Source organism: Marinovum sp. (assembly GCF_034669705.1).
Lineage (GTDB): Bacteria > Pseudomonadota > Alphaproteobacteria > Rhodobacterales > Rhodobacteraceae > Marinovum.
The window spans coordinates 23,517-49,555 of sequence record NZ_JAXMOR010000008.1; the positions used below are offsets into that span (position 1 = coordinate 23,517).

The following is a 26,039-nucleotide window of genomic DNA, read 5'->3' on the forward strand; positions in this document are numbered from 1 at the left end:
GGCGCTACGTCCTCCCGTGGGGACGGTGGGTTGGTAAACCCACCCTACGGGGGTCCGTGGCTTCTCGGGTGTAGGGTGGGTTTGGAACCCACCTTCGGCCCCGGGCGTGTTGCGTCGGGTCGAAAACTCACCCTACGCGCCGGGGGCTCCGCGGGTGGGGCGGTGGGTTGAAAACCCACCACCGGGGGCTCAACGGATCCGCTGGCCGCTCTCGCTGTCGAACAGCAGCACCGAGGCCGGGTCGAAGCCCACCTGCAGCATCCCGCCGGCATTGGGCCGGGACTTGCCGCGCAGCTCGACGATCACCGGATGGGCATCGCCCTCGGCCGAGGAATAGGCATAGGACACACCGCCGAGGTTCTCGATCACGTCGATCGCCAGTTCGGCGCGCAAGGGGGCCTCGGGCTCGAAATGCTCGGGGCGCAGGCCGAGCCTGACCGAGTGCCCGTCGCGCAGCGCCGCCGAGACCGTCACCGGCACCTCCACCCCGCCGAGCCGCGGCAGGGCGACATGGCTGCCACCGCGAACCACCGTGCCGTCGAAGAAGTTCATCCGCGGCGAGCCGATGAAGCCCGCGACAAACAGGTTGTCGGGGTCTTCGTAAAGCCTGACCGGCGGGCCGGCCTGTTCGATCCGGCCATCGCGCAGCACGACGATCTTGTCGGCCATGGTCATCGCCTCGACCTGATCATGCGTCACATAGATCATCGTCGCGCCCAGCTGCTTGTGCAGCTTGGCGATCTCGACCCGCATCTCGACGCGCAGCTCGGCATCAAGGTTCGACAGCGGCTCGTCGAACAGGAACACGTCGGGCTGGCGCACGATGGCGCGGCCGATGGCCACCCGCTGGCGCTGACCGCCAGAGAGCGCCTTGGGCTTGCGGTCCATGTAATCGCCGAGCTTGAGGATCTGTGCCGCCGCATCGACCTTGCGGGTGATCTCGCTCTTCTCGGTGCCGCCGATCCTGAGGCCGAAGCTCATGTTCTCGCGCACCGTCATGTGCGGATAGAGCGCATAGGTCTGAAACACCATCGCCACGCCACGCCTGGCGGGGTCGGCATGGGTCACGTCACGCCCGCCAATGGTCATGCGGCCGTCGGACGTCTCCTCGAGCCCGGCGATCATCCGCAAGAGCGTGGACTTGCCGCAGCCCGAGGGACCGACGAAGACGCAGAAATCGCCGTCATCAACCTGCAGGTCCACGCCGTGGATGACCTGCGTCGCGCCGTAGCGCTTGATCGCGTTGTTGAGCGCCAGTTCGGCCATCTCAGGTTCTCCTCATATCGAATACATCCAGCAGAGCCGAGACGCCCCTGTCGGCCATCACCTCGGACCCGTTCAGCGCCGAGCCGGCGTCCGACAGCAGGAACACCGCCAGCGCGCCGATCTCTGCCACCGTGGTGACCTTGCGCTCGGGGGTGTAGCCCCGGAACTGTGCCGCCAACGCCGGGTCCTGCATCGCCGCATCGACGATCTCGGTGCGCACCAGGCCCGGGCAGATCGCGTTGACGCGGATGCCATGGGGCCCGAGCGACCAGGCCATGGCGCGGGTCATGGCGGCGATGGCGGCCTTGGTGCCGGCGTAGGCCTCATGCCCGGGATTGGTGGCGCAGGCATGCACCGACGAGAGGTTGACGATCGCCCCGCCCCCCGCCCGCTTCATGATCCGCCCCGCCGCCTGGCAGCCGACCAGAACCGAGCGCTGGTTGACCGTCCAGAGCGTCTCCATCTGATCGCGGGTCATCTCGAGAAACGGCACCTTGATGGTGACGCCGGCGTTGTTGACCATGCCGTCGAGCCGGCCTGACTGGTCATGCGCCGCGGCGATCGCCGCCTCGAAACCGTCAAGGTCGGTGACATCGACCTGCACAAAGCGCGCGCCGGTCTCTTCAAGCCGGGCCTGACCGTCGGGTTTGACGTCGAAGCCGGTAACCTCGGCCCCCGCCGCGCGGCAGGCCCGCGCGATCCCGAGGCCGATGCCCGCACCGGCGCCGGTGACGATGATGTGTTTTCCGTTCAGGGTCATTTCACCGCTCCTGCTGTGGCCCCGGCCATGATCTTGCGCTGGAACACCGCGAACATGATGAGCAGCGGCAGCGAGCCGAGGACAGCGGCCGGGAACAGCTTGGTCGGGTCGATGCCGGTGTTGCCGACGAACTTGTAGACCGCGATCATCACCGTCAGCTTGTCCTTGTCGGTCAGAAGCAGCAGCGGATAGATGAAGTCGTTCCACACCATGATCATCACGAACAGCGACAGGGTCGCCGTCACCGGTGCCAGCAAGGGCCGGATCACGTGCCAGAAGATCTGCCAGTTGTTGCAATTGTCGAGCCGCGCAGCCTCTTCCAGCTCGATCGGGATGGCAGCGATGAAGCTGGTGTAGAAGAACACCGCCAGCGGCAGTTTCAGCGCCGCAAAGGCCAGCACGATGCCAAGGTAGCTGTCGAGCAGCCCGAGGTCGCGGAAGATCACGTAGATCGGCGTGATGGTGACGAAATTCGGCGTCGCCAGCCCCAGCGCCATGACCATGACGATCAGCCGGCTGATGCGGTTCTGCAGGCGGGCCAGCGGATAGGCCGCCATGGCGCCGGCAAACACCACCACCACGATCACCGAGATGGTGATGCCCATCGAGTTGAGCACCGAGCGGACGTAGCCCATCGACGACAGCGCCGCCATGTAGTTGCCCCAGTAGAGACTGTCGGGCAGGCCCAGCGGATCCTGCGCGATCTCGGTCGAGGTCTTGAACGACATCATGACCATATAAACCAGCGGCAGCAGCATGATGGCGACCAGCGCCAGCACCACGCCATGCACGAGGAGGGATTTGCCGCGGCGGCGGAGCAGGTCCCAGTCGGGGCCGGTGCCTGCGCGGGTCGCGGTCTGTGCGTCAGAGAGGCTCATGATGCATTCTCCCGGTCGCGGAGGACCTTGTTCTGCAGGAAGGCCACGCCCAGCACGATCACCAGCATCACGATCGACAAGGCGCTGGCAAAGCCGAACTTGTACTGGCCGAAGAGGTTGTCGATGATGTCGATGGACAAAAGCCGGGTGGCGCCGTCAGGCCCGCCCTTGGTCAGGATGAAGGGCAGTTCGAAGGTCTTGAGCGTGCCGATGGTGGTGAGCATCACCGAGACGGTGATCGACGGCCCCAGCAGCGGCAGTTCAAGATAGCGGAAGCGCTGCCACGACGTCGCGCCCTCGAGCCGGCCGGCCTCGCCGATCTCCTCGGGGATGCCGGCAAAGCCCGCCAGGAAGATGGCGCAGGTAAAGCCGGTGAACATCCAGATCTGGGTGAAGGCCACGGAATAGAGCGCCAGCGCCGGGTCGCCGAGCCAGTTCTGCTCGAACGCGCCAAGGCCCAGATCGCGCAGCGCCACGTTGATGCCGCCGTTGAGCGGTGAATAGAGGAATTGCCAGACATAGCCCACCACCACGAAAGACATCATCGCAGGCGTATAGAGCGCGGCGCGGCTGAAGTTGCGGATCAGCGGCAGCCGGTGCAGCATCGCGGCAAAGAACAGGCCGGTGACGGTCAGCGCCGAGACCACGATCACCGTGTACCACAGGGTCAGCCAGATCTCGCGCAGGTACCGCTCGCGGCTGAAGATGCGCTCGTAGTTGCGCCAGCCCACCTCCTTGGCCTCGCCGATGCCCTTGAAGCTGGTCAGGCTCATGTCGAAGGTCAGGACGATCGGATGGATAAAGAACAGCCCGATCACCGCCAGCGCCGGCAGCGTGAACCAGTAGAGTGAATATCTCGCGCGCATGGTCTCCCCCGTCGGTTGCGGCGTGAAGAGGCCCGGGCCGTGCCGGGCCTCGCGGTGTCAGGACGGTGTCAGAGGTTGTCTTCGACCACGTCATCCCAGCGCTGCAGCGTGTCTTCGTTGGGCTTGTCGATGTTCAGCAGGAAGCCGGTGAGGCTGTCTTCCCACTCCGATTGCAGCGGCTTGGGGAATTCCAGCGTCGAGAACGGCCAGAGGATCAGGCTGCCTTGCTCGCGCGCCTCGGTATAGGGCCGGGCCAGGTCCGGCATGGTCGAGACGCCGCCGGTATAGGGGCTATAGGCGCCCTCGGCGGTGAGGAAGACATTGAGGTTTTCCTCCTCGGCAAAGAAGTCGACCCATTTGCGCGCCGCCTCCTTGTGTTCGGCATCCCGCGGAATGGCCCAGCCGGGGCCGACGAGGTCGAGCGCCAGACCCTGCTCTGTATAGAGCGAGGGCATCGGCGCGAATTGGTAGTTCAGCCCCTCGACGGCCGAGAAATTGCCGATGTTCCAGGCGCCCTGCGGCAGGATGGCGACATTGCCAGACCGAAACTCCTGCGGCGCGGTGGCCCAAGGGTCGAGCCCGGCCTGAAGCTCGGGATCAAAACACTCTGCCGCCACCAGATCGCGCACCGCGTCGAGCGAGGCGTTGAAGTTCTCGTCGTCGACGAAGGTCCGCGCGCCGGTGCCGAACTCGGCCGGCGAGGTGCCGTCGGGGTCGATGCCGTTGGCGCCGACAAACAGCATCGCCGGGAAGCCGCCGGCAAAGATCATCGGCGCGATGCCCTCGGCGGCCAGTGCCTGGCAGGCCGTCTTCAACGCGTCGAGGGTCACCGGCGCGGTGTCGATGCCCGCCTTGGCCAGCAGGTCCATGTTGACGAAATTGCCCATGCCGATGACTTCCAGCGGAAACACCCGCATCTCGCCTTCCGAGGTCATCACCTCGCGCACCGCCGGCACCATGCGGTCGTACCATTCGGTGTCGGTGCCCAGATCGGTGAGGAACCCGGCATTGCCCCAGAGATCGACCAGCGCGCTGTCGACCATGGTCACATCCGGCGGGTTGCCGCCCTGCAGTCGCGGCGGGATCACCTTGTCCACGTCCTTGCGCGCCACATAGGTCAGATCGACGTCGATGTCGGGGTTTGCGGCTTCGAACTTCTCGATCAGCTCTGGCAGGCCCGCCGGCTCGGCCTCGTTGCCCTTCCAGGCAACGACGTCAAGCACAGTCTGCGCGCCGGCGGTCGAGGCCAGCAGGGCCGCGGTCAGGGTGATGAAAAGGCTACGAATCATTTTCAGGATGCTCCTCTCTTCCCTTCAAAATCGTACATTATTCGTTTCTTATTGTACATCCTCATTTGTACCGGCATATTTTCCGCACCGCCCGCCGTGGCGAATCCAGACACTGAAGGGGCCCCCCGTATGCGCAAGACACCGAACATCATCCTGATTTCCACCGATCAGCAGCGCGGCGATTGCATCGGCCCCGAGGGCCGTGGCGTCCGCACGCCGCATATCGACAGCATCGGCGCCAATGGCGTGCGCTTTTCGACGTGCATCACCCCGCACCCGATGTGCCAGGCGGCGCGCGGCTCGATCCTCACCGGCAAGCTGCCCTACAGCCACGGTGTCCGCGACAACGGCCGCGATCTGGATGAGGCGCTGGCCGAGGCGGGGCTGGGCGGCACCTTCAGCCGCGCCGGCTATGACACGCATTTTATCGGCAAGGCGCATCTCTCCAGCCAGCAGACCTTTGCGCCAACCGGCCGGCCCGAGTGCTACAAGAGCGCCAAGGATTTCGCGCCGGACTGTTCGGGCCGCTACATGGGCTTCGACAACGTGCAGATGATGCTGCGGCCGCATCACCACACCCAGTGGTATGCCCCTGACGAGGCGCTGCACTATGAATACTGGCTCGATCAGGACGGCCGCGGGCAAGAGCGCTGGGACCGCGCCAAGGACCGGCTGGCGCCGGAGACGGCGCATTTTCAGGCCTGGCGCTCGGGGCTCGAGGCCGAGTGGCATTCCTCGCCCTGGATCGGCGACCGCGCGGTCGAGATGATCGAAGCCAACGGCGACAGGCCGCTGATGGCCTGGGTCTCCTTTCCCGATCCGCACCCGCCGTTCCTGTCACCGAAGCCCTGGTGCGACATGTATGGCCCGGACGAGGTGACCATCGCGAAACATCTGGAGCTCGACCTGGACAGCCGCCCGTGGTGGCACCGCGCCTTTGTCGAAGACCGCGCCAAGCCGATCAAGCAGGGCTCGGAACACAACGCCGGCGGCGTCGACTGGGGGCAGAAGGGCGAGCTGACCGAGCAGGCGCTGCGCGACATCACCGCAATCTACTTCGGCATGATCTCTTCGGTCGATCACGAGGTTGGCCGCATTCTCGAGGCGCTGCGGCAGGCCGGCGAGCTCGACAACACCTATGTGATCTTCATCAGCGATCACGGCGAATGGCTGGGCGATCACGGCCTGCTGCTAAAGGGGCCGATGCTCTATGACGGGCTGCTGCGGGTGCCCTGCCTGATTCGCGGGCCGGAGGTGCCGGCGGGCCGGGTGATCGACGACCCGGTCAACACCGTCGATGTCCTTGCCACCGCCTGCGACATGGCCGGGCTGGCCGCGCCCGAGGGGCACGGACGGTCCTGGCGCGGACTCTGGGACGGGACCGAAAGCCGCGACTTCGCGCTGTCGGAATACGAGGTCGACAGCCAGCGCTCGGCGGTCGACATGGACCTGATGACGGTGCGCAGCGGCCGCTACCGGATGTCGGTCGACACCCGCACCGAGACCGGCGAGCTCTATGACATGCAAGAGGACCCGGAAGAGAGGATCAACCGGTTCGATGATCCCGACTACCGCCGCATCCGCGCAGAGCATCGCGATATGATCCGTGCCCGGCCGGACGACACGATCCCGGTGGCGCCGCGGGTCGGCTGGCACTGAGGGGCGCGCAGAGCGGGCTCAATAGAGCCCGTCGATCTCCAGCGGGATGCGCTTGACCTTGCGCGATTTCAAAAGGTTGCGCGGCAGCTCGTCGGCATCGGCCTGACGCAGCCGCTGATAACGCCTTTGCGCCACCCCCTCCATCTTGTGCTCGCTGTCGATCACCGTCGGACGCATGAACACGAACAGCGTGCGCCGGGTCTGCTGGCGGCTCTTCGAGCGGAAGAGCTTGCCGATCAGCGGCGCGTCGCCGAGGCCCGGCACCTTGCTGTCGAGCGCCTGGCTGTCGTCGGTGATCAGCCCGCCCAGAACCACCGTGCCGCCGTCGCGGGCCTGCACCGTGGTCTCGATCACCCGGCGGTTGGTGATCAGGTCGGCCGCGCCCTGGACGTTGGTATTGACCAGCGACGAGACCTCCTGGGTGATGTCGAGCCTGACGATGCCGCCGGCGGTGACCCGTGGCAGCACCTCCATGGTGATGCCGACATCGCGGCGCTCGATGGTGGTGAAGGGCTCGGCGGTGTTGCCGTCGGTGGCAAACGAACCGGTGCGGAACGGCACGTTCTGGCCGACGACGATCGAGGCGGCGCGGTTGTCCATCGTGGTGATCGAGGGCGTCGACAGCAGGTTGGCACGCGAGGATTGCGACAGCGCCTGCACCAGGATGGCGAAATCATCGATCGTGCCGGCCAGCGTCAGCCCGGAGGCCAGCGCCCCGGCCGGCGCCACGCCAAGCGCGGTCAGCACCGCCGAGAGCGGCGCGCCGCCGCTGTCAAAGGACGAGGCGGCAAATACCCCCTGCGGCAGGTCCGGCCCGATGCCGAGCTGGGTACCGATCCGGTCGGCGACCTCGCCGGACACCTCGACGATGGCCGCCTCGATCACCACCTGCGCCCGGCGCTTGTCGAGTGCGGCAACCAGCTGGGTGACCTCGGTGACTTGGCGCTCGGTGCCGCGGATCACCACCGCATTGGTCTCCGGCGAAGGCTGCACCGAGACCTCGGTGGCCGGGCCCGAAAGCACCGGGGTGCCGGTCGCCTCGGCATCGGCCACCGGGTTGGCCAGATCGGCCCCGCCCTGCAGGGTGTTGCTGACGATCTCGGCCACGGTTTCGGCGTCGGCATATTTCAACTGGTAGATATGGGTGCGCAGCACCGCCTGCGGGCTGGCGCGCGGCGCCCGGTCGAGGCTCTGTGCCAGCAGGCGGATCTCGGTCAGGTCGGTGTCGCTGCCGCGCACCAGAAGCGCGTTGGCCTGCGGATCGACCGACACCCGCGCGCCGGTGCCGGCCGAACCCAGCACCTCGGTGATCGCGGTGGCCACGGCAGAGGCATCGGCATAGGTGAAGCGGATGACCTCGGTCTTGCGGCTTTCGGGGCTGTCGAAGGTGGCGGCGATGGCGGCGATCCGGTCGACATTGGCGCGGGTATCCGAGACGATAATCGCATTGGGATCGGTGAGCGCCTCGATATAGCCGCTCTCGGCCACCAGCGGCCGCAGCACCCGCACCGCTTCCCCCGAGGGCAGACGCTCGAGCGCCAGCAGGCGGGTCACCACGTCCTGCGATCCGGCCTCGACGGCGCCGGTCAGGGTGCCGCCCTTGGCGCGGGCCTCGGCTTCGGGGATGATTTCCCAGATCACGCCGCTCTCGACGGCGGTAAAGCCGCGCACCCGCAGGATCGACTGAAACAGCGACCAGACCTCGGGGCGGCTGAGCGGTTCGGCCGAGACCACGGTCACCGGGCCTTGCAACCCAGGATCGATCACCAGAGTCCGGCCGGTGATTTCCGACACCTGTTCGGCCAGCACGGTGATCTCGGTGCTGCGCAGGTTGACGACGAAGGTCTCGCCATCGTCCTCGAGCGCCAGCAGCGGCCCGCCGGTCAGCAGCGCCCAGACGAGCGCCACCGCGTGAAAGACCTGCCAGATTGCCCGCATCACCGTCCCTTATCTCAGCGAGAAGGTCATCAGCAGCGTTTCTCCCGAACGCTCGACTTCCAACCGTGCCACTCCCGCTGCTGCTACTTGGTCATAGAGTTCGCGGTCCCTGTCAATGTTTCCGACCTCCTGGCCGTTCAACCGTGTGACAATGTCACCCGGCTGCAACCCCGCGAGGGTGACGCCGATGTCCGGATCGGGCTTGATCCGGTAGCCGCGGTCGGTGCGCTCGAGGCCAATGGTCTCCATCACCTCGGCCGGGTCGGCCTGGATCCGGCCGCGCCATTTCGAGATGTAGTCGTCGACGGTTTCCGGCGGCGCCTGGCGCAGATCGAGCGAGCCACGCCCGACAGTAAGCGCCGCGGCCAGCCGGTCGAGCGGGCTGTCGGCGGGCACCGCCTGGTCCGGACCCGGCAAAGGCAGATCGGCCTGGGCCACCGCCGGGTCGTCGCGGATGAAGCCGTCAAAGCCCAGCTCGTGTTCGATCCCGTCGATCTCGAGTATCACCGAGGCGGCGCGCACGTCGACCAGCACCACGCCCTCCTCGATGCTGTCGCCGAGGTGATAGGTGTCGGTGGTGGTGCCGTTATAGATGAAGGCGCGCGAGACCTTTGCGTCATCGAAGGCCAGGACGCCCCGCAGGACGAAATTGACCTTGGTCGGCGCCGGTTTTTCCGGCGTGTCGCCCTGGGCCACAACCCTGTCGGGGCGGCCAAAGGGCGCGAAGGCGTGGATCGCCCCCAGATCGGGTGCCGCGGCGCGGCCGGTATCGAGCGGGCGCAGGATGTCCGGCGGCAGGGTCGAGACCCGCGCAAGGCGCAGCCAGCCGCGCTCCTCGGCCTGCCAGGCAAGGCTGGCCAGGGTGGCGGCAAAGGCCAGGACAGTGAGCGCCCAGAGCTGTCTTGCGGTCATCGCTCTCTCCTTTCTACCACGTGTAGCCCCGCAGCACGACGCCGCCCCGCGCGCCGGTGACGGTTACGATCTCTTCGGTCAGCCCGGCCTCGGTCAGCTGACGCCGGGCCTCCTGCACCGCCGGGCGGGTGCCGAAGACCCGGTCCCATTCGGGCTGCGGCTCGAGCCCGAGGTGCCGCGCCGCCAGCCGGTTCTCGGCCACCCAGCGCAGGGTGACGCGTTCCTCGAGCCCGCCGATGCGGCCGGCGTGATCCTCGACCACGCCCATCAGCGCCACCGCCCCGGTGGCCAGTACCGCCAGCGCCACCAAAGTCTCGATCAGGGTGAAGCCGGCCTCGCGGTCTTGGGGCTGGCGGCTCATGTGCCCGTCTCCAGGGTCGCGGCGTAGCCATCGAAGCGCAGCACCGCCGCCCCCCCGCCCTGCAGGGTCAGCCGCAGCGGCCCGCCCTCCGGCGGCAGCAGCTCCGGGGTGATCCGCAGTTCGCCCTCGCCCTCGAGCGTCACCCCGCCGGTGAACTCATGCCGCGCCGAGAGTATCGGCACCGCGAGCGCCTGCCAGTCGGTCTCGTCCCACTGCTCGAAGCTGTAGCCGCGCGCGTCCCAGCGCATCCGCAGCGGGGCGAGCGCGCCGAGGCTGGCCTCGACCGCACGGGTCAGCCGCGCCTGCAACAGCTGCGCCTCGCGCGCCGCGGTGGGGGCGCTGTTGCGCTGCGGCAGTGCCAGCATCGCCGCGCCCACCGCCGTGCCGAGGATTGCCAGCACCACCAGCGTCTCGATCAGCGTCACGCCGGCCTCCCGGCTGCGGGTTGCGGCGGTCATTTCGCGCTCACTTGCACCCCGTGTGCAATATCGGCATTCACCCCCTCGCCGCCGCTCTGACCGTCGGCGCCGAGGCTGACGAGATCATAGGCGCCGGTCTCGCCCGGCGAGCGATAGAGGTAGTCGTTGCCCCAAGGGTCGGCCGGCATCGCCGCCAGGTAACCGCCCTGTGCCCAGTTCTGCGGCACCGGCGCGGCGGTCGGCCGTTCCACCAGCGCCCGCAAGCCCTGTTCGGTCGACGGATAGAGGCGATTGTCGAGCCGATAAAGCTCAAGCGCGCTGGCGATCGAGCGGATGTCGGTTTCGGCGACAGTGACGCGGGCCTCGTCGGGACGACCGATGACGTTGGGCACCACCATGGCGGCGACCACCGCGATGATCACCAAAACCACCATCATCTCGATCAGGGTGACGCCGGCCTCGCCGCTGCGGCGTGATTTGCGCCGCGGCCTACGGCGGCGCATATTGAGCAGTGTTCCCATGCAACTTTTCTCCCCGGGTAGCGTATCTGTAATTGGGTGTTAGAAAAACCGTGCGGAGGAGATATACAGGAGCATAGCACGCTCCATGGCCGGAGAGAAACGAAAAATGCAAGCTTCACAGGACGTTATTCCTGATATCGCCGCCGTTTCGACGGGGGATGAAGCTGTGCCTGCGACCCGTCCGGCCGACGCCGATGGCGGAAACCTGCCACCGCTGATCCTGCCGGAGTCAGTGATTTCTCAGCGGTTGCAAGGCAAGGCTGTGTCGGTCCTGCCGGCGCTCAGCGTTACGTTGCATTCGGTGCAGCTTCCGGTGCGCGGGCTGGCGCAGAAACTGGCCGCCCTGCCCTATGCGCTCGAAGAAGACCTGGGCCAGCCGGTGGGCGAGACCCACCATGCGCTCTGCGGCGAGGCGCCAGATGGCGGCGCGCTGGCCGCCACCCTGTCTCGCGCGGCAATGGCCGCAGTCGCCGGCCCGCAACCGGTGACGCCGGAACAATTTCTGCTGCCGGTCCCCCGGCCGGCCGAGGGCGAAACCGTGCGCTGGGCCGTCTGGCGCCACGGCGACCGGGCGCTGGTGCGGGCGTCTGACGGCACCGGCTTCGGCGCGCGGGTCGACATGCTGGCACATCTCTGGGCTGCCGCCGGACGCCCCGGCCTCGACAGCCACGGCGCTGCCCTGCCCTCCGGGTTTCCGGCCGAGGCGCGCGAGGACGTGCGTCTGGCACCGACCGGCCCGCTGCCCGACCTGCGCCAAGGCGCCTTTGCGCCGCCGCAACGGCTGCGCGCGCCGGCCATTGCGCTGGTCGTCACCCTGCTGCTGGCGCTTGGCGGCCATCTCGGGCTGGCCTTTGCCGATCTGCAGCGCCAGCGCGCCACCGCCGAGGCGCTCCGCGCCGAGGCCACCGCGCTGCTGGCCAGCAACCTTCCCGGCGCCAGTGTCACCGACGATCCGCGCCTGCTTTATCGTCGGCTGTCGGCGGGCGCCCAGGAGGCACCGGGTTTCCTTGCGGTGCTGTCGCGGGCCTCCGGCGCGCTGGCCGACACACCGGTGCAACTGTCGAACCTCGGCTGGTCGGGTCGCGAGGGCACCCTGACGCTCGAGGCCGAGGCGCCGGGCATCGACCAGCTGCAGGCCGCCGAGGCCGCACTGCGCGCCGAGGGGCTCGAGGTCGCGGCCGGTGCGGTGACCGCCGGCGGTGGCAGCGCGCGGATGACGCTGACCGTGAGGGCCGGTCGATGATCGCCGCCTTCACCGCCCTCACCCGTCGCGAACAGCTGCTGATCGGGCTGGCCGCCTTGGTGCTGCCGGCCGCGCTGATCTGGCAGTTCGCCTGGAAACCGCTCGAGGCCGAGCGCACCGCCACCCTGACCGAGATCGCCAGGCTCGACGCGCTGATCCATGTGGCGGCCCAGGCCGGCAGCGCCGAGCGCCCGGCCATGGCCGCGGTCGATCCGCGCCCGGCCAGCCAACGCATCTCGCAAAGCGCCGCCGCCGCCGGCATCGCCCTCACCCGGCTGGAGCCCGAGGGCCGCCAGTTCCGCGTCGCGGTCTCGGAGCTGCAGTTCGACGCCGCCCTGCAATGGATCGCTGCGCTGCGCGCCGACCACGGCCTGAAGGTGGCCGAGCTCGACATGGCCCGCCGCCTCACCCCCGGCGCCGTCACCCTGACCCTTGCGCTGGAGCCGCTGCCATGACCGCCCGTCTCGACTATGGTTTCGCCCGCCGCCACGGGGTGATCCTGCAGCCCGGCGACGACGGCGCGCCGGAATGCGCCCATCTCGCCAAGGCGCCGCTTTCGGCGCTACTCGAGGCGCAGCGCTGCACTTCGGGCGCGATCAGCTTTCGCCAGATCGACGCCAATGCCTTCGACACCGCGCTCTCGGGGCTCTACAGCAATTCCGCCACCCAAGCCGCGCAGATCGCCGCCGAGGATGACACCGACCTGAGCGCACTGGCCGAGACCGCCGCCTCGGTCGACGACCTGCTCGACCAGAAGGACGACGCCCCGGTGGTGCGGCTGATCAATGCGCTGCTGCTCGAGGCGGTCAAGGAAAACGCCTCTGACGTGCATATCGAGCTGGAAGAAAACCGCCTCGTGGTGCGGCTGCGGATCGACGGCAGCCTGCGCGAGGTGCTCGAGCCGCGCCGGGCGCTGGCGCCGCTGCTGACCAGCCGGCTCAAGATCATGGGCAAGCTCGACATCGCCGAGAAGCGCCTGCCGCAGGATGGCCGGGTCTCGCTCAAGGTCGGCGGCTATGCGCTCGACGTGCGGATCTCGACCCTGCCGTCGCAATATGGCGAACGGGTGGTGCTGCGGCTGCTGGATCGGGGTCAGACCCGGCTGGGGATCCCGGCGTTGGGCCTGTCCGACGAGGATCGCGCGCGGTTCGAGCGAATGATCTCGTCGCCCGAGGGGCTGGTGCTGGTGACCGGGCCGACCGGTTCGGGCAAGACCACGACGCTTTATGCCGCGCTGTCGCACCTGAACGACCGGGCGCGCAATATCCTGACGGTCGAGGACCCGATCGAATATGCCATGGACGGTGTCGGGCAGATGCAGGTCGAGGCCAAGACCGGGCTGACCTTTGCCCGCGGGCTGCGCGCGCTGCTGCGGCAGGATCCGGATGTCATCATGGTGGGCGAGATCCGCGACGCCGAGACCGCCAAGATCGCGGTGGAAAGCGCCATGACCGGCCACCTCGTGCTGTCGACCCTGCACACCAACACCGCTGTTGGCGCGGTGTCGCGGCTGCTCGACATGGGGGTCGAGCGCTACCTGCTGGCGCCGATGCTGCGCGGGCTGGTGGCGCAGCGGCTGGTGCGCCGGCTCTGCCAGAGTTGCCGCGAGCCGCGCCCGCTCAGCGCCCGCGACGCGGCGCTTTTGGGCCACGCGATGAAGGAAGGCGCGCCGGCCTATCACGCGCCGGGCTGCGAGGCCTGCGCGCAGGAGGGCTATCGCGGGCGGCTGCCGATCTACGAGGTGGTCGCCGGCACGACGGCGCTGGAACACATGATCCACGATGGCGCCTCAGAGGCCGAACTGCTCGCCGAGGCGCGGCGCGCCACCAGCAGCATCCTCGACGACGGCATTGCCAAGATACGCGCCGGTCTGACCAGCGCCGAAGACGTCGCCCGCGCGGTGCGGGACCGGACGTAACCGATGTCGGCCTTTCTCTATACCGCCGTCGACCAGAGCGGCAAGCGGACCAAGGGCCTGCTGGACGCCGCCAGCGCGGCTGAGGCCCGGGCCCAGCTGCGCGCCCGCGCGCTGCTGCCGCTGAGTGTCGAGGCGACGCGCGCCCGCCCCGGTGTGCGGACCTCGCTGTTTCGCTACAAGCTCTCGCTTCGGCGGCTGACACTGGTGACCCGGCAGCTGGCGACGCTGATCGGTGCCTCGGTGCGGATCGACGACGCGTTGCGCATCGTCGCAGACCAGCAGGTCAAACCGCGCGACGCCTCGTTCCTGCTGAACCTGCGCAGCGCGGTGCAGGACGGCCAGAGCCTCGCCGATGCGCTCGATGCCGAACCGGGCAGTTTCAGCCCGGCCTACCGTGCGTCGGTGCGCGCCGGTGAACGCGCCGGGCGGCTGTCCGACGTGATGAACCAGCTGGCCGACCACATCGAGGCGCAGTCTCGCAATCGCCAGAGCATCCAGCTGGCGCTGATCTATCCGTCGCTGCTGGCAGTGGTCTCGATCGGGGTGATCCTGGCACTTCTGGGCTTCGTGGTGCCCGATATCGTGCGGGTCTTTACCGCCCGCGGCGCCGATCTGCCGGCGCTGACGCGCTATCTGATCACCCTGTCGGACGCGCTGCAGCGCTTTGGTCCGATCGCCGCCGCCGCGGCCCTGCCGCTGGTGCTGGGGACGATGGCGCTGCTGCGCCGGCCGGGGCCGCGCGCCACCTGGCACCGGATGCTGGCGACCGGGCGGCTGACCCGCCGGCTGGTGCAGCGGGTCAATGCGGCGCAGTTCACCGGCACGCTGGCGATGCTGCTGCAAAGCGGCGTGCCGCTGGCCGAGGCGCTGCGCGCCGCCGCCGGCACCGTGTCGAACCTGCACCTGCGCGCCCGCATCGCCACCATGACCCGCGAAATCGAGGATGGCGCCGCGCTGTCCTCGGCCGCGAAACGCGCCGGCATCTTCTCGCCCATGCTGATCGCGATGATCGCCAGCGGCGAAGCCGGCGGCACCCTGGGTGCCAGCCTCGACCGCGCCGCCGGCGACCAGGCGCGCGAGCTCAAGGCCTCGGTGGCCACCCTTGTGGCGCTGGTCGAACCCGGGGTGCTGCTGGTGATGGGCGGGATCGTGATGCTCTTGGTGCTGGCGATCCTGATGCCGATCATGCAGCTCAATTCGCTGGTCGGATGAGGCGGTGCATGGCCCCCTTCCCCGCGACCTGATAGCAAGACAGCAACCCCTTTCAGGAAGGCCCCGAATGTCCGCATTGCTTCGCCCCTCCCGCCGCCGCTTCCTGCTCACCGCCTCGGGCTTTGCCGGGCTGGCGGGCTGTGCCTCGCTCGAGGGCCTGGGCGAGATCGGTGGCAGCGCCGGGCCCGGCCAATCCGCGATCCTGTTGCCGCTGACCGGCGAGCAGGCGCAGCTGGGCCGGACGCTCGAGGCCGCGGTGCGGCTGGGCGGCGGCCCCGGCATCGGCATCGAGATCCGCGACAGCGGCTCTTCGCCGGACACCGCCGTCCTTGCCGCCAAGGCAGCCGAGGCGGCCGGGGCAAGAATCCTTATCGGCCCGGTGTTCTCGGCCCAGACCAGGGCGGTCGCCGCGGCCGTCAACATCCCCGTTGTCACCCTGTCGAATGACACCACCTTGGCCGGGCGCGACACCTTTGTCTTCGGCGTCACCCCGGCGCAATCGGCCCGCGCGGTCCTGGCCCTGGCGGCGCAGCGCAACATCCGCGAGGTGGCGATCGTGGCGCCGCCCGGCGCGCTTGGTGCCCGCAGCGCCGCCGAGGCGGCACCGGTCGCCCAGGCGCTGGGGATCACCCTGCGGGCGCCGGTGATCACCGACACGCCGGGCGCAGTGATCGCAGAGCTCGAGGCCGGCGGCGGCATCCCGGCCGGCGTCTACCTGCCCTCGGCCGGCGCCAGCCTGATCCCGTTTGCCGAGGCGCTCGCGGGGCGGGAGACGCAGATCCTCGGCTCCACCCAATGGGCTGCCCGCGATCTCGAGGCGGTGCGCGCCCTGCGTGGCGCCTGGTTCGCCGCCCCCGATCCGCTGCGCTTCGCCGCCTTTACCCGCGCCTATGAAGAGCAGACCGGCCAGCCCGCCGGGATCATCGCCGGGCTGGCCTATGACGGCGCCGAGCTGATGCGGGTGCTGGGCCAGACCGGCCGGCAAAGCCGCCGCGGGCTGACCCGCAAGGAGAGCTTCACCGGCGTCCTCGGCCCCTACCGCTTCCTCGCCTCGGGTCTGGTCGAACGCGGGTTGGCGGTGCTCGAAGTCGGCGCCGGCGACATCAACCTGATCGGCTCCACCTCGATATGAGACGCCGCGCCGAGGCCGGCATGACGCTTGTCGAGATGCTGGTGGCGCTGGCGATCCTGTCGGTGATCGGCCTTGCCGGGCTCACCATGCTCGACACCACGCTGAACGTGCAGCGCCGCACCGAGGGGCGGCTTGACCGGGTGGCGGAGATTGACCGCGCGCTGACCGTGCTGCGCCGCGACCTGGCCACCGCCGCGCCGGGGTTCACCGCGCTGGACGAGACCGGGCTGAGCTTTTTGCGGGCCGCCGAGGACGCGCCGCTGGGCCTGCGCATCGGGCTTGACGACGGCCGGCTGACCCGGCTTGTGCAGCAGGGCCGCCAGAGCGCGCCGCCCGAGCCGCAACAGTTGCTGACCGGGGTGCGCGCGGCGCGCTGGCGACTGCTTGACGGCGGGCGGCGCTGGCAGACCGCCTGGCCCGATGCCGAACAGGTGCCGCGGGCGGCCGAGCTGACCCTGCGGCTGGAGCTGCCGGAACAGAACGCGGTGGCCGAGCTGACGCGGCTGTTCCCGATGCCCGCCGGGGCCACCCCATGAGAGGTCGTGACGCCGGGGTGACGCTGATCAACGTGCTGGTGGTGCTGGCGATCACCTCGGGGTTGGTGGTGCTGCTGCTGCGCCAGCAGGAGGCGGGGCAGGACAGCATCGGCCGTGCCGCCGCACTGGCCCAGGCCGAGCAGATCGCGCTTGGCGCCGAGGCCTCGGTGCTGGCAGCGCTGCGCAGCGATCTCGACACCGCCCCGGACGAGGACCATTTCGCCGAACCCTGGGCCGGGGTGATCCAGGACGAGGTTGCGCTGCCGGACGGGCGGTTCTCGGTCTCGGTGCGCGACCGTCAGGCGAAGTTCGACATCAACCTGCTGATCGCCCCAGCGGTCGGGCCGCAGACGCTGTTCCTGCGGTTGACCGCCCGGCTGGGGATCGAGGAGGCCGAGGCACGGCGCATCGTCGAGACGCTGCTGCTGTCTGGCCGGATCGACAGCCTGCAGGCGCTGGAACGCGGCGGCACGGCGCCGGAGACCCTGGCGTTGCTAGAGCCACATGTCACCGCGCTGCCGCTGCCGGCGACAATCAATCTCAACACCGTCGGGCCGCTGCTGCTCGGGGTGCTGTTCCAAAACCCCGGCATCACCTCGCAGGTGTTGTTCCGGCGCGAAGCGGAAGGCCGGGTGACCCGCGAGATGCTGTCGGCGATGGGCGCGCTGCGGCCGGGTCTGACCGACTTTGCCTCTGACAACTGGGAGGTCGACATCCTGGCCGAAAGCGGCGCGGCGCAGGTCCGGCTCAGAACCGTGATCTACCGCAAATCAGAGCTGGGGCAAAAGACCATCCGGCTGATCTCGCGCCGGATCGTGGCGCCGGTGGCGCCGATGAAAGAGACCGAGCGGCCCTGAGCCGGCGGCGCGTCAGATGGGGGCTCTGCCCCCCGCCTTCGGCGCCCCCCGGAGGTTTATTTGGCAAGATGAAGTTTGAGCAGGGTCTCTTTTCAGAAAGCCCCCCGCGGTTGGACGCGGGGGGCTTTTTTCGTTGCTGTGAGCGGCCCGATCAGGGGTTGAAGGGGGTCTTGGTCGGGGTCAGCTTCAGGTTTGCGCTCTGGGCGTTGATCGGCGTCGAGTTGCGCGCCTGGTTGAAGGCCCTGACGAAGGCCTGGCCCAGGGTCGCGATGCCGTTGACGCTGTTGCCGCCTCCGTCGCCTTCGCAGGCCGAGAGCAGCAGCACCGCACCCATCGCCACGCCAGTGAGTTTACGTCTCATCATCATTCCTCCCGCTTACAGTTCTGAGCCGGGAAGCGGCGTGTTGAGATAGGGGAAGGCATCGCCCATCTCGCGTGCGTCGATCGGGGCACCATCGATGAAGGGTTCGTCTCCCACCGGCGCATCGGCCGGCACGCAGAACCCGAGGTTGACGAAATCGCTCGCCGTGTCCTCGACCGCGCCCTGGATGCCCAGTTCGGCGCCGAGCGGCACGTTGTGGCAGAGCGCGCCCATGACGACGCGCAGCGCGACGTCGACCACGTCATCGCCGGGGCGACGGCCATTGGGGAAGCCGGCAAGGTCTTCGGCCACGACACCGTAAGGGTGCTGGGTGGCCCGCGGGGTCGGCGGCACGGCAGTGTTCAGACGCAGCATCTCCGAGGCGGTGACGGTGGATTGCTGGGTGAAGGTGCCGTTCGGCCCGGCCAGACCGGTCAGGAAGACCGCGACCAGATCATCGCGCGGGATGTTCGAGGGCGCGATATTGTCGGTGGCGCCGAGGGCCTGGCGGAACAGGATGTCGATCAGCGCCGGCAGGGTCGGGTTGGTGACATAGACCGCCAGTGCGCTGTCCTGGGTCGGCTCTGCGGCGTTGAACAGGTCCTTGTCGGGCAGGCCGATCACCACTTCGTTGACCAGCGGGTTGGAGAGCCGCGACTGCTGCACCCAGGCCCCGCCATAGACCGAAGGGTCTTCGTAGGTGGGCGAGGGATCCTCGATCTCGGCCTGCGGCAGGCTGGCAGTGGTCCAGGCGCCGATCACGCCATTGCCGGACCCGACCAGGCAGTCGATCGGCACTTCCAGCGCCAAGGAGGTGACGTTGAACTGGTCGACCAGGTCGTCGTTGCTGCGATCGTTGGGGATCGAGCCTGCCAGCGGCACCAGGTTCACCAGGTCGAAGATCTCGCCGAGGTTGACGGCGAAGGCCTCTTCGCGCTGGCCCGCAAAGGCACGGCCCGGGGTGGCGCAGCCGGGAATGTCGATGTCATAGACGAAGCTGTTGGCATAGGCCTCGTAGTCAGGGAAGGTCTTTTCGCCGATGTAATCGAGCGGCTTGACGAACCGGTCGTTGCCCCCCGAGGTGATCTGGCGGATTTCGCCGCTGCGGCGGTCGCCGGTGACGACGTTGAGCGCGTAATGCTCCATCTCGTTGATCGTGGCATCGGCGGCGCCACTGACCTGGCCCGCGGTCTTGAGCGGGATCGCCACGTCGACGCCGCCGATATTGAGCGCGACACCCTTGCCGTCATTGGCCAGCGTGTTGTCGAAGTCGAACTGGAAGGTCAGGTCCTCGACCGCGTCACCATCGCTGTCGATGTGGATCTCGTAGATCGCATCCTCGTCCATGGTGAAATAATTCGGGCCGCCATAGGGCGCCTGGAGCGGCTGGTAATTGGCGATGAAGGTCACATAGCCCTGGCGGCCGGGCTCGTAGCTGCGGAACATGTAAAAATCGGTGCCGTCGATCTTGGGCGTATGGGCAATCGCCGGCGCTTCGCGGTGTGATGCGCCCATCGCGCCGGTGGCAGCGACGGCGAGAAGGCTGACAGCAGCCCCCGTGCGCATCGTCAGAGTATTGATCTTCATAATTCACTCCCTTTTGGCTATGGTCCGCCGCGGCAGGCACGGGCGGGTGCGCGTGAAAATTTTCGTCGCGCATCTAAGGCTACGTAGCGCGCGGACAGATAGTTTCACAAAAGATGGAGATTATTCTCAGATCATGCCGATTATTTCCGTCGACCTGATCGCCGACGCCGTCCTGCTGGGCTTTCTTGGGGCGCTGGCTTGGGTCGACCTGCGGCAGTTCCGACTGCCCGATGCGCTGACCCTGCCGCTGATCGTCATCGGCCTCGGGCTGGCGCTGGCCGGTCACGGGCCGCCGCCGCTGGACGCGGCGCTTGGCGCAGTCATCGGCTTTGCGGTGTTCTGGACCCTTGGGGCAGTGCATTTCCGGCTGCGCCGGGTCGAGGGGCTGGGGATGGGCGACGCCAAATTGCTGGCGGCGGCCGGGGCCTGGCTGGGCTGGCAGATGCTGCCCTGGCTGGTGCTGGCGGCCAGCCTGCCGGCGCTGCTGTTTGCCCTGCTCACGCGCCATGGCCGCGAAGATCGCATCGCCTTTGGTCTCTGGCTGTGCCTGGGGTTTGCCGGTCTGCGGCTGGCGGGCTGATGGCGCGGCCGCGGACATCCGCGACCGCAAGTCAGTGCGCCGGCGACAAGGCCGGCGCGTGGGCGTTTACTCTTCCGAGATCTGCTCGAGCGCGACACCGGCGGCCGAGGGGTCGCCATCGGTCGAGAGATCGCCGAGAGAGACGATGCCCACCAGCCGCTTGTCAGCGTCGACCACCGGCAGGCGGCGCACCTGGTTTGCGCCCATGTTGCGGGCCACGGCGGCAACCTCCTCGTCCTGCCGGCAATAGAGCACTTCGCGGGTCATCACCTCCGAGACGGCGCAGTCGGCATCCTTGCCGCAGGCCAGGCCATTTATCACGATGTCGCGGTCGGTGATCATCCCGACTAGCCGGTCATTGTCGCCGACCGGGACGAAGCCGGTGTCGATGCGCTTCATGATCTCGGCCACCTCGCGGAGGCTCTGGTCCGGTGTCACGGTCACGGGGTGGGCTGTCATCACTTGGCTGACTTGCATGGTATCCTCCTGACGGGTTGGGGCGCGGCACGTCGGTTGCCGCCCCTCTCCCCCTGCAACCACGCGCCTCGCCCAGATGTTCCAAAGTCGTCGCCGCGCTGCCGGTCCGGAACATCTCTGCCGGCTGCCGGTTGGCCAAGGGAACGCCACGTCAGGGAGGACCCGCCCCATGCCGAAACTGATCCTCATCTCCGGCCCCTCGGGCATCGGCAAGAGCCCGCTGGCCCGGGCCTTGGCGCAGGTCGACCCCGAACTGGGGCAGGACATCGAGGAGCTGGTGCTGTTCAACGACCGCGAGATGCGGCCCGACGAAAAGGATGGCGTAGACTATCATTTCCGCGAGCGCGCCGAGATCGAGAAACTGGGTGAGCAGGAGGGGGTCGTTCTGGTGGACAACCGCGGCGATCTTCAGGCGCTGGAGCTGGCCGAGATCGACCGCATCCTGGAGAGCGGAAGCCATGCGCTCTACGAGGGCAACCCGGGCCTGCCGGCGCGGCTGCGCGACGCGGGTGTGCTCGACCGGCATGACAGCCTGTCGATCTTCCTGACGCCGTTGAGCCGCGAGGAGATCTGCGCGGCCAAGGCACTGGGGAGTGATCTGCCTGAGCTCTTTGCGCAGGTGCAGCGCCGCAAGCTGCTGCATCGCACCTCGCAGGAGGAAGGCACGATGTCGCTGGGCGATCTGGAAAACATCGAGACCCGTGCGACAGCGGCCTATGGCGAGTGTCAGCAGGCCTGCCGCTTCGACCATGTGGTGCCGCTGCACGATGGTGAGGGACACGACAACTGGGACCGGTTCGGCCTGCCGATCGGCAGCGCCCGACAGGCGACCCGGACGGTGGCAGCGCTGATCCGCGGTGATGCGCCCGAGGGTGTGGAGCATTGGGACGACGGTCTGCTGCCATGAGCCGGGGATGACCGTCCTGCTGGTTGTCGCGGCCGTCGCGCTGTCGCTGGTGGTCGGCGCGGCCTGGAGCCTCTACCTGCCGCTGCCCGCCCGTCTCAAGGCCAATGGTCTGGCCTTTGGCGGCGGGGCGTTGCTGTCCTCGCTGATCCTCGAGCTGTTCCAGCCGGCGATCGACATCACCGGGGCGGGGCCTGCAGCACTGGCGCTTCTGGCCGGGGCGGTGATCTTTGCGCTGGTCGACCATTGCGTCGATGAGGTCTGGGGCGCGCGCAGCGGCGTCGGGTTGCTGGTGGCGGTCTCACTCGACGGCCTGCCGGAAAATCTGGTTCTGGGGGTCGAGCTGATCGGCGCCTCTCTGCGCGAGGTTCTGGCGCTGGCGGCGGCCATCTTCCTGTCGAACCTGCCAGAGGCGGCCGGCGGCGCGCAGAGAATGGCGGCCAGCGGCTGGTCGAACCGCAAAATTCTGTCGATCTGGAGTTGCGCGGCCTTGCTGCTCTCGGCGGTGACGCTGGCCGGCAATCTGCTGCTCGACGGCGCCGGGGCCGAGACATTGGGGCTGATCCGCGCCTTCACCGCCGGGGCGATCACCGCCGCGCTGGTGACCGAGCTTTTCCCCGAGGCCTATCGCGGCGATGACGATCTGACCGGCGTCAGCAGCGCCCTTGGGGTGGTCGGCGCGGCGCTGCTCAGCCAATGACGCCTAGTCGCGGTCGATCAGCTTGTTGAACCGGCTGGGCTGGCCGTCCTCGGTGAGGTCCTGGTGCAGAAAGGCCAGCTTTTCCGCCTCGAAGGTTTCGAAGAACTGCTCCCAGCTGATCTCTTCCAGGCTGTCTTCCGGCGGGTCGAAGTCGATCCGCAGCAGGTCGCCTGACCCTTTGGCGTCCTTGACCCGCGCCGGCTTGCCGTCGCGCGCCTCGACCCATTTCCGGATCACCTCGTGGTCGGTGGTGGTGCTGGCTTCGCTCATCACGTGCTCCTTTGGTCGGTGGGGTCAGGATGCGGCGCGGCGGCGCTGGCCGTCCGACAGGTCGATATGGCCCTCAAAGGCGTCTTCGCCGCGCCGCTCCACATGGACGGTGGCCCATTCGCGGCCAACCGGGATGTTTTCGATCACCAGCCGATCGAGCGCCTTGGGCAGGTAGGGATCGGTCAGGGTGATCTTGTCGCCCTCGCGGGTCATGTCGATTTCGACGCCGGCCAGCGCCTTGAGGCAAAGAAAGGGGCTGCCTGCGGCCCAGGCCTGCGGCGAACAGGCCGAGGGGTAGGAGACCAGGTGCGGAATGCCCGAGGCGTCGAAACCGCAGTAAAGCTCCGGCAGGCCGCGCTTGTGGACATCATGCGAGGCGGCGAACAGCCCCTCGAGCAGACGGGCGGCGCGGGGTTTCTGGCCGTAGCGGCAGAGGCCGGCGGCGACGATGGAGTTGTCATGCGGCCAGATGCTGCCGGTGTGATAGCCCATCGGATTGTACTGCAGCGTGCCCGCCGCGATTGTCCTGAGCCCCCAGTCGACGAGGAAATCCGGCCCGTCGAACCGAGCGGCAAAGGTATCGGCGCGGTGGTTCGAGGCGGCTCCGGCAAACAGCACGTGGCCGGCGTTCGACGACAGCACCCGCATTGGCGCCTTCGCGCCGTCGAGCCCGAGAACCCAGGCGCCAAGGCCATCATCCCAGAAGGCGGTCTCAAGCTTGGAGAAGATCTGCTTGGCCTTGCTGTCGCAGAGCGCGGCCGCGGTCTCGTCGCCGAGCGCGCGGTAGAGCGTCGCCGCGGAACGGCGGGCGGCATAGCTGTAGGCCTGCACCTCGACCAGCGCGATGGCGCCTTCGCCCAGCGAGCCGTCGGCATGAAACACGGCGTTGCCGCTGTCTTTCCAACCCTGATTGCGCAGGCCCTTCTCGGTCGATTGCAGGTACTCGAGCAGCCCGTCGCCGTCGCGGTCGCCAAAACTGTCAGCCCAGGTCAGCGCCCGGTCGATCGCCGGCCGGAACCGCTTGAGCCAGTCGAGATCGCCGACCCGGCGATAGTATTCCTCGGCCAGCATGACAAACAGCAACGTCTGGTCGATGCCGCCGTAATACCGGTGAAAGGGCACCTCGCCCAGCCGCGCCATCTCGCCCTCGCGGGCCTCGTGGATGATCTTGCCCGGCGCGCTCTCGTTCACGACGTCCATCCGGTCGGCCTGGGTTGCGGCGAGGTAGTCGAGCACGCCGCGCGCCAGGTCGGGGTAGAGCCAGGAGACCTGCATCGCGGTGATGATCGCATCGCGGCCGAAGGGCGCCGCGAACCACGGCAGGCCGGCAAAGGGATAGGGACCGGTGTCGAGTTCGGTGATCAGCAGCGCCAGATCGGAGGCGGAATCGCCCAGCCATTCGTCAAACGCCGGCCGGTTGGTCCGCAGCAGGTTCAACCGGTCGCGCCGGGCGCGGTACTCGCTGACGGTCTGCTGCTTGCAGGCCTCGTAATCGGCGTCGACTTCGCCGGGGCGCGGCAGGGCCACCGCCGGACCCTCGGCCTCGACATGGATGCGGGCGCCGAACTGGTCGCCTGCGCCGGGCGCGAGCTGAACGCGGAAATGCGCATGGCCGCCCTCGGTGTCGAAATCGCGGTCAAAGGCGATGGTCGTGCGCATTTCGACGTCGTCGAGCGTGCGGTAGCCGAAGATCAGGTTGCGGCCCTCAAGCTGCGGCGCGTGCAACTGGCCGCGTTTCGGCCGCTCGACGCCGCGCACCTCGAAGATGTCACGGAAATCAGCCCAGCAATCGAGCGTCACATCAAGATCGACCGGGCCGGCGCTGTAGTTGGTGATCCGCAGACGATCATGCAGCGAATGGCGCAGAAAACGCTCTCGGTCGATATGGATACCGTAGGCGCCGACCTCACGCCCGGCGCTGTCATGCAGCCGGCGGTTGGCCATGCTGGCCGAGAACACCGAGGCCCCCTCGCCCACCACAGCGCCCATCGAGGTCACCCGGGTCCGGTTGAGCCGGAGGATGAAACGCGACAGGGCGCGGGTGTCGCCGACAAAGAGCCCGTCCTTGCAGTTGAGTTCTGGCACGCCGGCCTCGCCACCGTTCATGCAGCCGGTGGCGGGAAAGACGGCAAAAGCGCTCTGGTACTTGAGCACGTGGAAATCGTCCCTGGTGTCGGGACCGAAATCGTTGGGGATGGCTTTGCGGGTCTCGGCTGGCATCAGACAGGTTTCGCCATGGCGCCGCCGGTGGTCGGCGATGTACGATCCGGCAGGCTGCGGGCGCCGCTGGGCCGCGGCTGGCTGCGCGGGCGCATCATCGTGCCCAGCTTGCGGTTGAGCCTGCCGTGAATGATTTCGCTGTAGAGCCTGAGGTGGCGTTCGGCCATCACCCGCGAGGAGAAGCGCTCCTCGAAGCTGGCGCGCACCTCGGTGCGGTCGAGCGTGCCGAGCCGCGCCACGGCAGCGGCGGCGCTGTCGACATCGTTGACCACGAACCCGCTGCGACCTTCCTCGATGACCTCCGGCACCGAGCCGCAGTCATAGCCGATCACCGGCGTGCCGCAGGCCATCGCCTCGATCATCACCAGCCCGAAAGGCTCTGGCCACTGGATCGGAAAGACCAGCGCCGCGGCGCCGTTGAGGAATTCGGGCTTCTGGGGATCGGCAATCTCGCCGACATACTGAATCTGGTCGCCGTCGATCTCACGCTCGACCCGCGCCTCCCAGTATTCCTGGTCGACCTTGTTGATCCGCGCCGCGATCTTCAGCTGCTTGCCGGTGGCTTTGGCGATGCGGATCGCGTCAAGCACGCCCTTGTCGGGACAGATGCGGCCAAGGAAGGCGAGGTAGCCGTCGCGGGCCTCCGGGCGGTTGTAGGCCGGCAGGTGATCGCGCGGAAAGCCATGCGGGATCACCCCGGCCCAGTTGGCACCGGGGCGGGTGCGTTTCTGCGCCTCCGACAGGGCAATCAGGGGGAAGTCGCGGTAGCGGTCGTAGAACCGTGACAGCTCGGGCGTGTCGACCCGCATGTGGCAGGTGGTGACGGTGCGCCGGGCGACATCCTCGAACATCGGAAAATGCAGGAACCGGGTGTGAAAATGCACGATGTCGAATTCACCGAACAGGCGGAACACCTTGTCGAGCGCCAGAACGTGCTCGGCCGCTTCGATGTCGTCGCCGGAACCGGCGGTCAGCGGGGTCTGCCGGCAGGCCACCAATTCGCCATGCACGGCGCTGTCGGCGGTGGCAAAGACGGTGACTTCGTGGCCCATGAAGCTGAGCTCCTGGGTCAGGGTGGAAATCACCCGTTCGGTGCCGCCATAGCGCTGGGGCGGCACGCTTTCGAACAGCGGCGCAACCTGTGCAATCTTCATTGTCGTGTCCCTTTCCTTG

27 protein-coding genes are annotated in these 26,039 nt (G+C 68.1%); 11 read left to right on the forward strand and 16 right to left on the reverse strand.

Annotation, left to right across the window (positions count from 1 at the left end; genetic code table 11):
• Positions 1-189: 189 nt before the first annotated feature.
• The 5 genes from VOI27_RS07710 to VOI27_RS07730 form a co-directional block, all read right to left on the reverse strand.
• Positions 190-1,266, reverse strand: a complete 1,077-nt coding sequence (locus VOI27_RS07710; RefSeq protein WP_323764737.1) for a sn-glycerol-3-phosphate ABC transporter ATP-binding protein UgpC — start codon at positions 1,264-1,266, stop codon at positions 190-192.
• Between the two features lies 1 nt (position 1,267).
• Entirely contained in the window at positions 1,268-2,026 is a 759-nt protein-coding gene (locus VOI27_RS07715; protein ID WP_323764738.1) for an SDR family oxidoreductase, read from the reverse strand.
• Positions 2,023-2,904: a carbohydrate ABC transporter permease gene (locus tag VOI27_RS07720; RefSeq protein WP_323764739.1), complete on the reverse strand. Its 882-nt coding sequence runs from the start codon at positions 2,902-2,904 to the stop codon at positions 2,023-2,025. The genes VOI27_RS07715 and VOI27_RS07720 overlap by 4 nt, the downstream gene beginning before the upstream one ends.
• Entirely contained in the window at positions 2,901-3,770 is an 870-nt protein-coding gene (locus tag VOI27_RS07725) for a sugar ABC transporter permease (protein ID WP_323764740.1), read from the reverse strand. Before VOI27_RS07725 ends, VOI27_RS07720 begins: the two co-directional genes overlap by 4 nt.
• Before the next feature lie 68 nt (positions 3,771-3,838).
• Entirely contained in the window at positions 3,839-5,059 is a 1,221-nt protein-coding gene (locus tag VOI27_RS07730; RefSeq protein WP_323764741.1) for an ABC transporter substrate-binding protein, read from the reverse strand.
• A gap of 129 nt (positions 5,060-5,188) precedes the next feature.
• On the opposite strand from VOI27_RS07730, the gene VOI27_RS07735 reads away from it, so the two are divergent.
• Positions 5,189-6,718 carry a sulfatase gene (locus VOI27_RS07735; RefSeq protein WP_323764742.1) on the forward strand — a complete coding sequence of 510 codons (1,530 nt, stop codon included), beginning with the start codon at positions 5,189-5,191 and terminating at the stop codon, positions 6,716-6,718.
• An 18-nt stretch (positions 6,719-6,736) separates the two neighbouring features.
• On the opposite strand, the gene gspD is transcribed toward VOI27_RS07735, so the two are convergent.
• The 5 genes from gspD to gspG are packed head-to-tail and all read right to left on the reverse strand — an operon-like array spanning position 6,737 to position 10,869.
• On the reverse strand, positions 6,737-8,656 hold the full coding sequence (gene gspD, locus VOI27_RS07740; RefSeq protein ID WP_323764743.1) for a type II secretion system secretin GspD: 1,920 nt from the start codon (positions 8,654-8,656) through the stop codon (positions 6,737-6,739).
• Positions 8,657-8,665: 9 nt separating this feature from the next.
• The gene (locus VOI27_RS07745) at positions 8,666-9,568 is read right to left on the reverse strand and encodes a type II secretion system protein N (RefSeq protein ID WP_323764744.1); all 903 of its coding nucleotides are present in this window, start codon (positions 9,566-9,568) and stop codon (positions 8,666-8,668) included.
• Between the two features lie 13 nt (positions 9,569-9,581).
• The gene (gspI, locus tag VOI27_RS07750) at positions 9,582-9,929 is read right to left on the reverse strand and encodes a type II secretion system minor pseudopilin GspI (RefSeq protein WP_323764745.1); all 348 of its coding nucleotides are present in this window, start codon (positions 9,927-9,929) and stop codon (positions 9,582-9,584) included.
• Positions 9,926-10,387: a prepilin-type N-terminal cleavage/methylation domain-containing protein gene (locus VOI27_RS07755; RefSeq protein ID WP_323764746.1), complete on the reverse strand. Its 462-nt coding sequence runs from the start codon at positions 10,385-10,387 to the stop codon at positions 9,926-9,928. Before VOI27_RS07755 ends, gspI begins: the two co-directional genes overlap by 4 nt.
• A complete protein-coding gene (gspG, locus tag VOI27_RS07760; protein WP_416374657.1) occupies positions 10,384-10,869 on the reverse strand; it encodes a type II secretion system major pseudopilin GspG in 486 nt (161 codons plus the stop codon). Before gspG ends, VOI27_RS07755 begins: the two co-directional genes overlap by 4 nt.
• A 166-nt stretch (positions 10,870-11,035) precedes the next feature.
• On the opposite strand from gspG, the gene gspL reads away from it, so the two are divergent.
• The 7 genes from gspL to VOI27_RS07795 all read left to right on the forward strand — a co-directional run bounded on the left by gspL (position 11,036) and on the right by VOI27_RS07795 (position 17,767).
• Positions 11,036-12,112 carry a type II secretion system protein GspL gene (gspL, locus tag VOI27_RS07765; RefSeq protein ID WP_323764747.1) on the forward strand — a complete coding sequence of 359 codons (1,077 nt, stop codon included), beginning with the start codon at positions 11,036-11,038 and terminating at the stop codon, positions 12,110-12,112.
• Complete coding sequence (gene gspM / locus VOI27_RS07770) at positions 12,109-12,567, forward strand: type II secretion system protein GspM (protein ID WP_323764748.1); 459 nt, start codon at positions 12,109-12,111, stop codon at positions 12,565-12,567. The genes gspL and gspM overlap by 4 nt, the downstream gene beginning before the upstream one ends.
• Positions 12,564-14,030, forward strand: a complete 1,467-nt coding sequence (locus tag VOI27_RS07775) for a GspE/PulE family protein (protein ID WP_323764749.1) — start codon at positions 12,564-12,566, stop codon at positions 14,028-14,030. Before gspM ends, VOI27_RS07775 begins: the two co-directional genes overlap by 4 nt.
• Before the next feature lie 3 nt (positions 14,031-14,033).
• Entirely contained in the window at positions 14,034-15,242 is a 1,209-nt protein-coding gene (locus VOI27_RS07780) for a type II secretion system F family protein (protein ID WP_323764750.1), read from the forward strand.
• 67 nt (positions 15,243-15,309) lie between these two features.
• Complete coding sequence (locus VOI27_RS07785; RefSeq protein WP_323764751.1) at positions 15,310-16,374, forward strand: ABC transporter substrate-binding protein; 1,065 nt, start codon at positions 15,310-15,312, stop codon at positions 16,372-16,374.
• Positions 16,371-16,910, forward strand: coding sequence for a type II secretion system protein GspJ (locus VOI27_RS07790; RefSeq protein ID WP_323764752.1), 540 nt, complete (start codon positions 16,371-16,373; stop codon positions 16,908-16,910). Before VOI27_RS07785 ends, VOI27_RS07790 begins: the two co-directional genes overlap by 4 nt.
• Entirely contained in the window at positions 16,907-17,767 is an 861-nt protein-coding gene (locus VOI27_RS07795; protein ID WP_323764753.1) for a hypothetical protein, read from the forward strand. Before VOI27_RS07790 ends, VOI27_RS07795 begins: the two co-directional genes overlap by 4 nt.
• Positions 17,768-17,918: 151 nt before the next feature.
• On the opposite strand, the gene VOI27_RS07800 is transcribed toward VOI27_RS07795, so the two are convergent.
• Both VOI27_RS07800 and VOI27_RS07805 read right to left on the reverse strand, forming a co-directional pair.
• Positions 17,919-18,128 carry a hypothetical protein gene (locus VOI27_RS07800; protein WP_323764754.1) on the reverse strand — a complete coding sequence of 70 codons (210 nt, stop codon included), beginning with the start codon at positions 18,126-18,128 and terminating at the stop codon, positions 17,919-17,921.
• 15 nt (positions 18,129-18,143) lie between these two features.
• Positions 18,144-19,715, reverse strand: coding sequence for a DUF4331 domain-containing protein (locus VOI27_RS07805; protein ID WP_323764755.1), 1,572 nt, complete (start codon positions 19,713-19,715; stop codon positions 18,144-18,146).
• 133 nt (positions 19,716-19,848) lie between these two features.
• On the opposite strand from VOI27_RS07805, the gene VOI27_RS07810 reads away from it, so the two are divergent.
• Positions 19,849-20,295 carry an A24 family peptidase gene (locus tag VOI27_RS07810; protein WP_323764756.1) on the forward strand — a complete coding sequence of 149 codons (447 nt, stop codon included), beginning with the start codon at positions 19,849-19,851 and terminating at the stop codon, positions 20,293-20,295.
• 66 nt (positions 20,296-20,361) lie between these two features.
• Here VOI27_RS07810 and VOI27_RS07815 read toward each other — a convergent pair whose 3' ends face one another.
• Positions 20,362-20,772: a CBS domain-containing protein gene (locus VOI27_RS07815; protein ID WP_323764757.1), complete on the reverse strand. Its 411-nt coding sequence runs from the start codon at positions 20,770-20,772 to the stop codon at positions 20,362-20,364.
• Positions 20,773-20,941: 169 nt separating this feature from the next.
• Between VOI27_RS07815 and VOI27_RS07820 the strand changes: the two genes are divergently transcribed.
• Positions 20,942-21,679, forward strand: coding sequence for a hypothetical protein (locus VOI27_RS07820; RefSeq protein ID WP_323764758.1), 738 nt, complete (start codon positions 20,942-20,944; stop codon positions 21,677-21,679).
• Between the two features lie 7 nt (positions 21,680-21,686).
• Entirely contained in the window at positions 21,687-22,376 is a 690-nt protein-coding gene (locus VOI27_RS07825) for a zinc transporter (protein ID WP_323764759.1), read from the forward strand.
• Positions 22,377-22,379: 3 nt separating this feature from the next.
• Here the strand turns inward: VOI27_RS07825 and VOI27_RS07830 are convergent, their stop codons facing one another.
• From VOI27_RS07830 to VOI27_RS07840, 3 genes are read right to left on the reverse strand one after another with little or no spacing between them, the layout of a single operon-like run.
• Entirely contained in the window at positions 22,380-22,646 is a 267-nt protein-coding gene (locus VOI27_RS07830) for a hypothetical protein (RefSeq protein WP_323764760.1), read from the reverse strand.
• Positions 22,647-22,670: 24 nt separating this feature from the next.
• Entirely contained in the window at positions 22,671-24,866 is a 2,196-nt protein-coding gene (locus VOI27_RS07835) for a glycogen debranching N-terminal domain-containing protein (RefSeq protein ID WP_323764761.1), read from the reverse strand.
• Complete coding sequence (locus VOI27_RS07840; RefSeq protein ID WP_323764762.1) at positions 24,866-26,020, reverse strand: glycosyltransferase family 4 protein; 1,155 nt, start codon at positions 26,018-26,020, stop codon at positions 24,866-24,868. The genes VOI27_RS07835 and VOI27_RS07840 overlap by 1 nt, the downstream gene beginning before the upstream one ends.
• Positions 26,021-26,039: the final 19 nt, after the last annotated feature.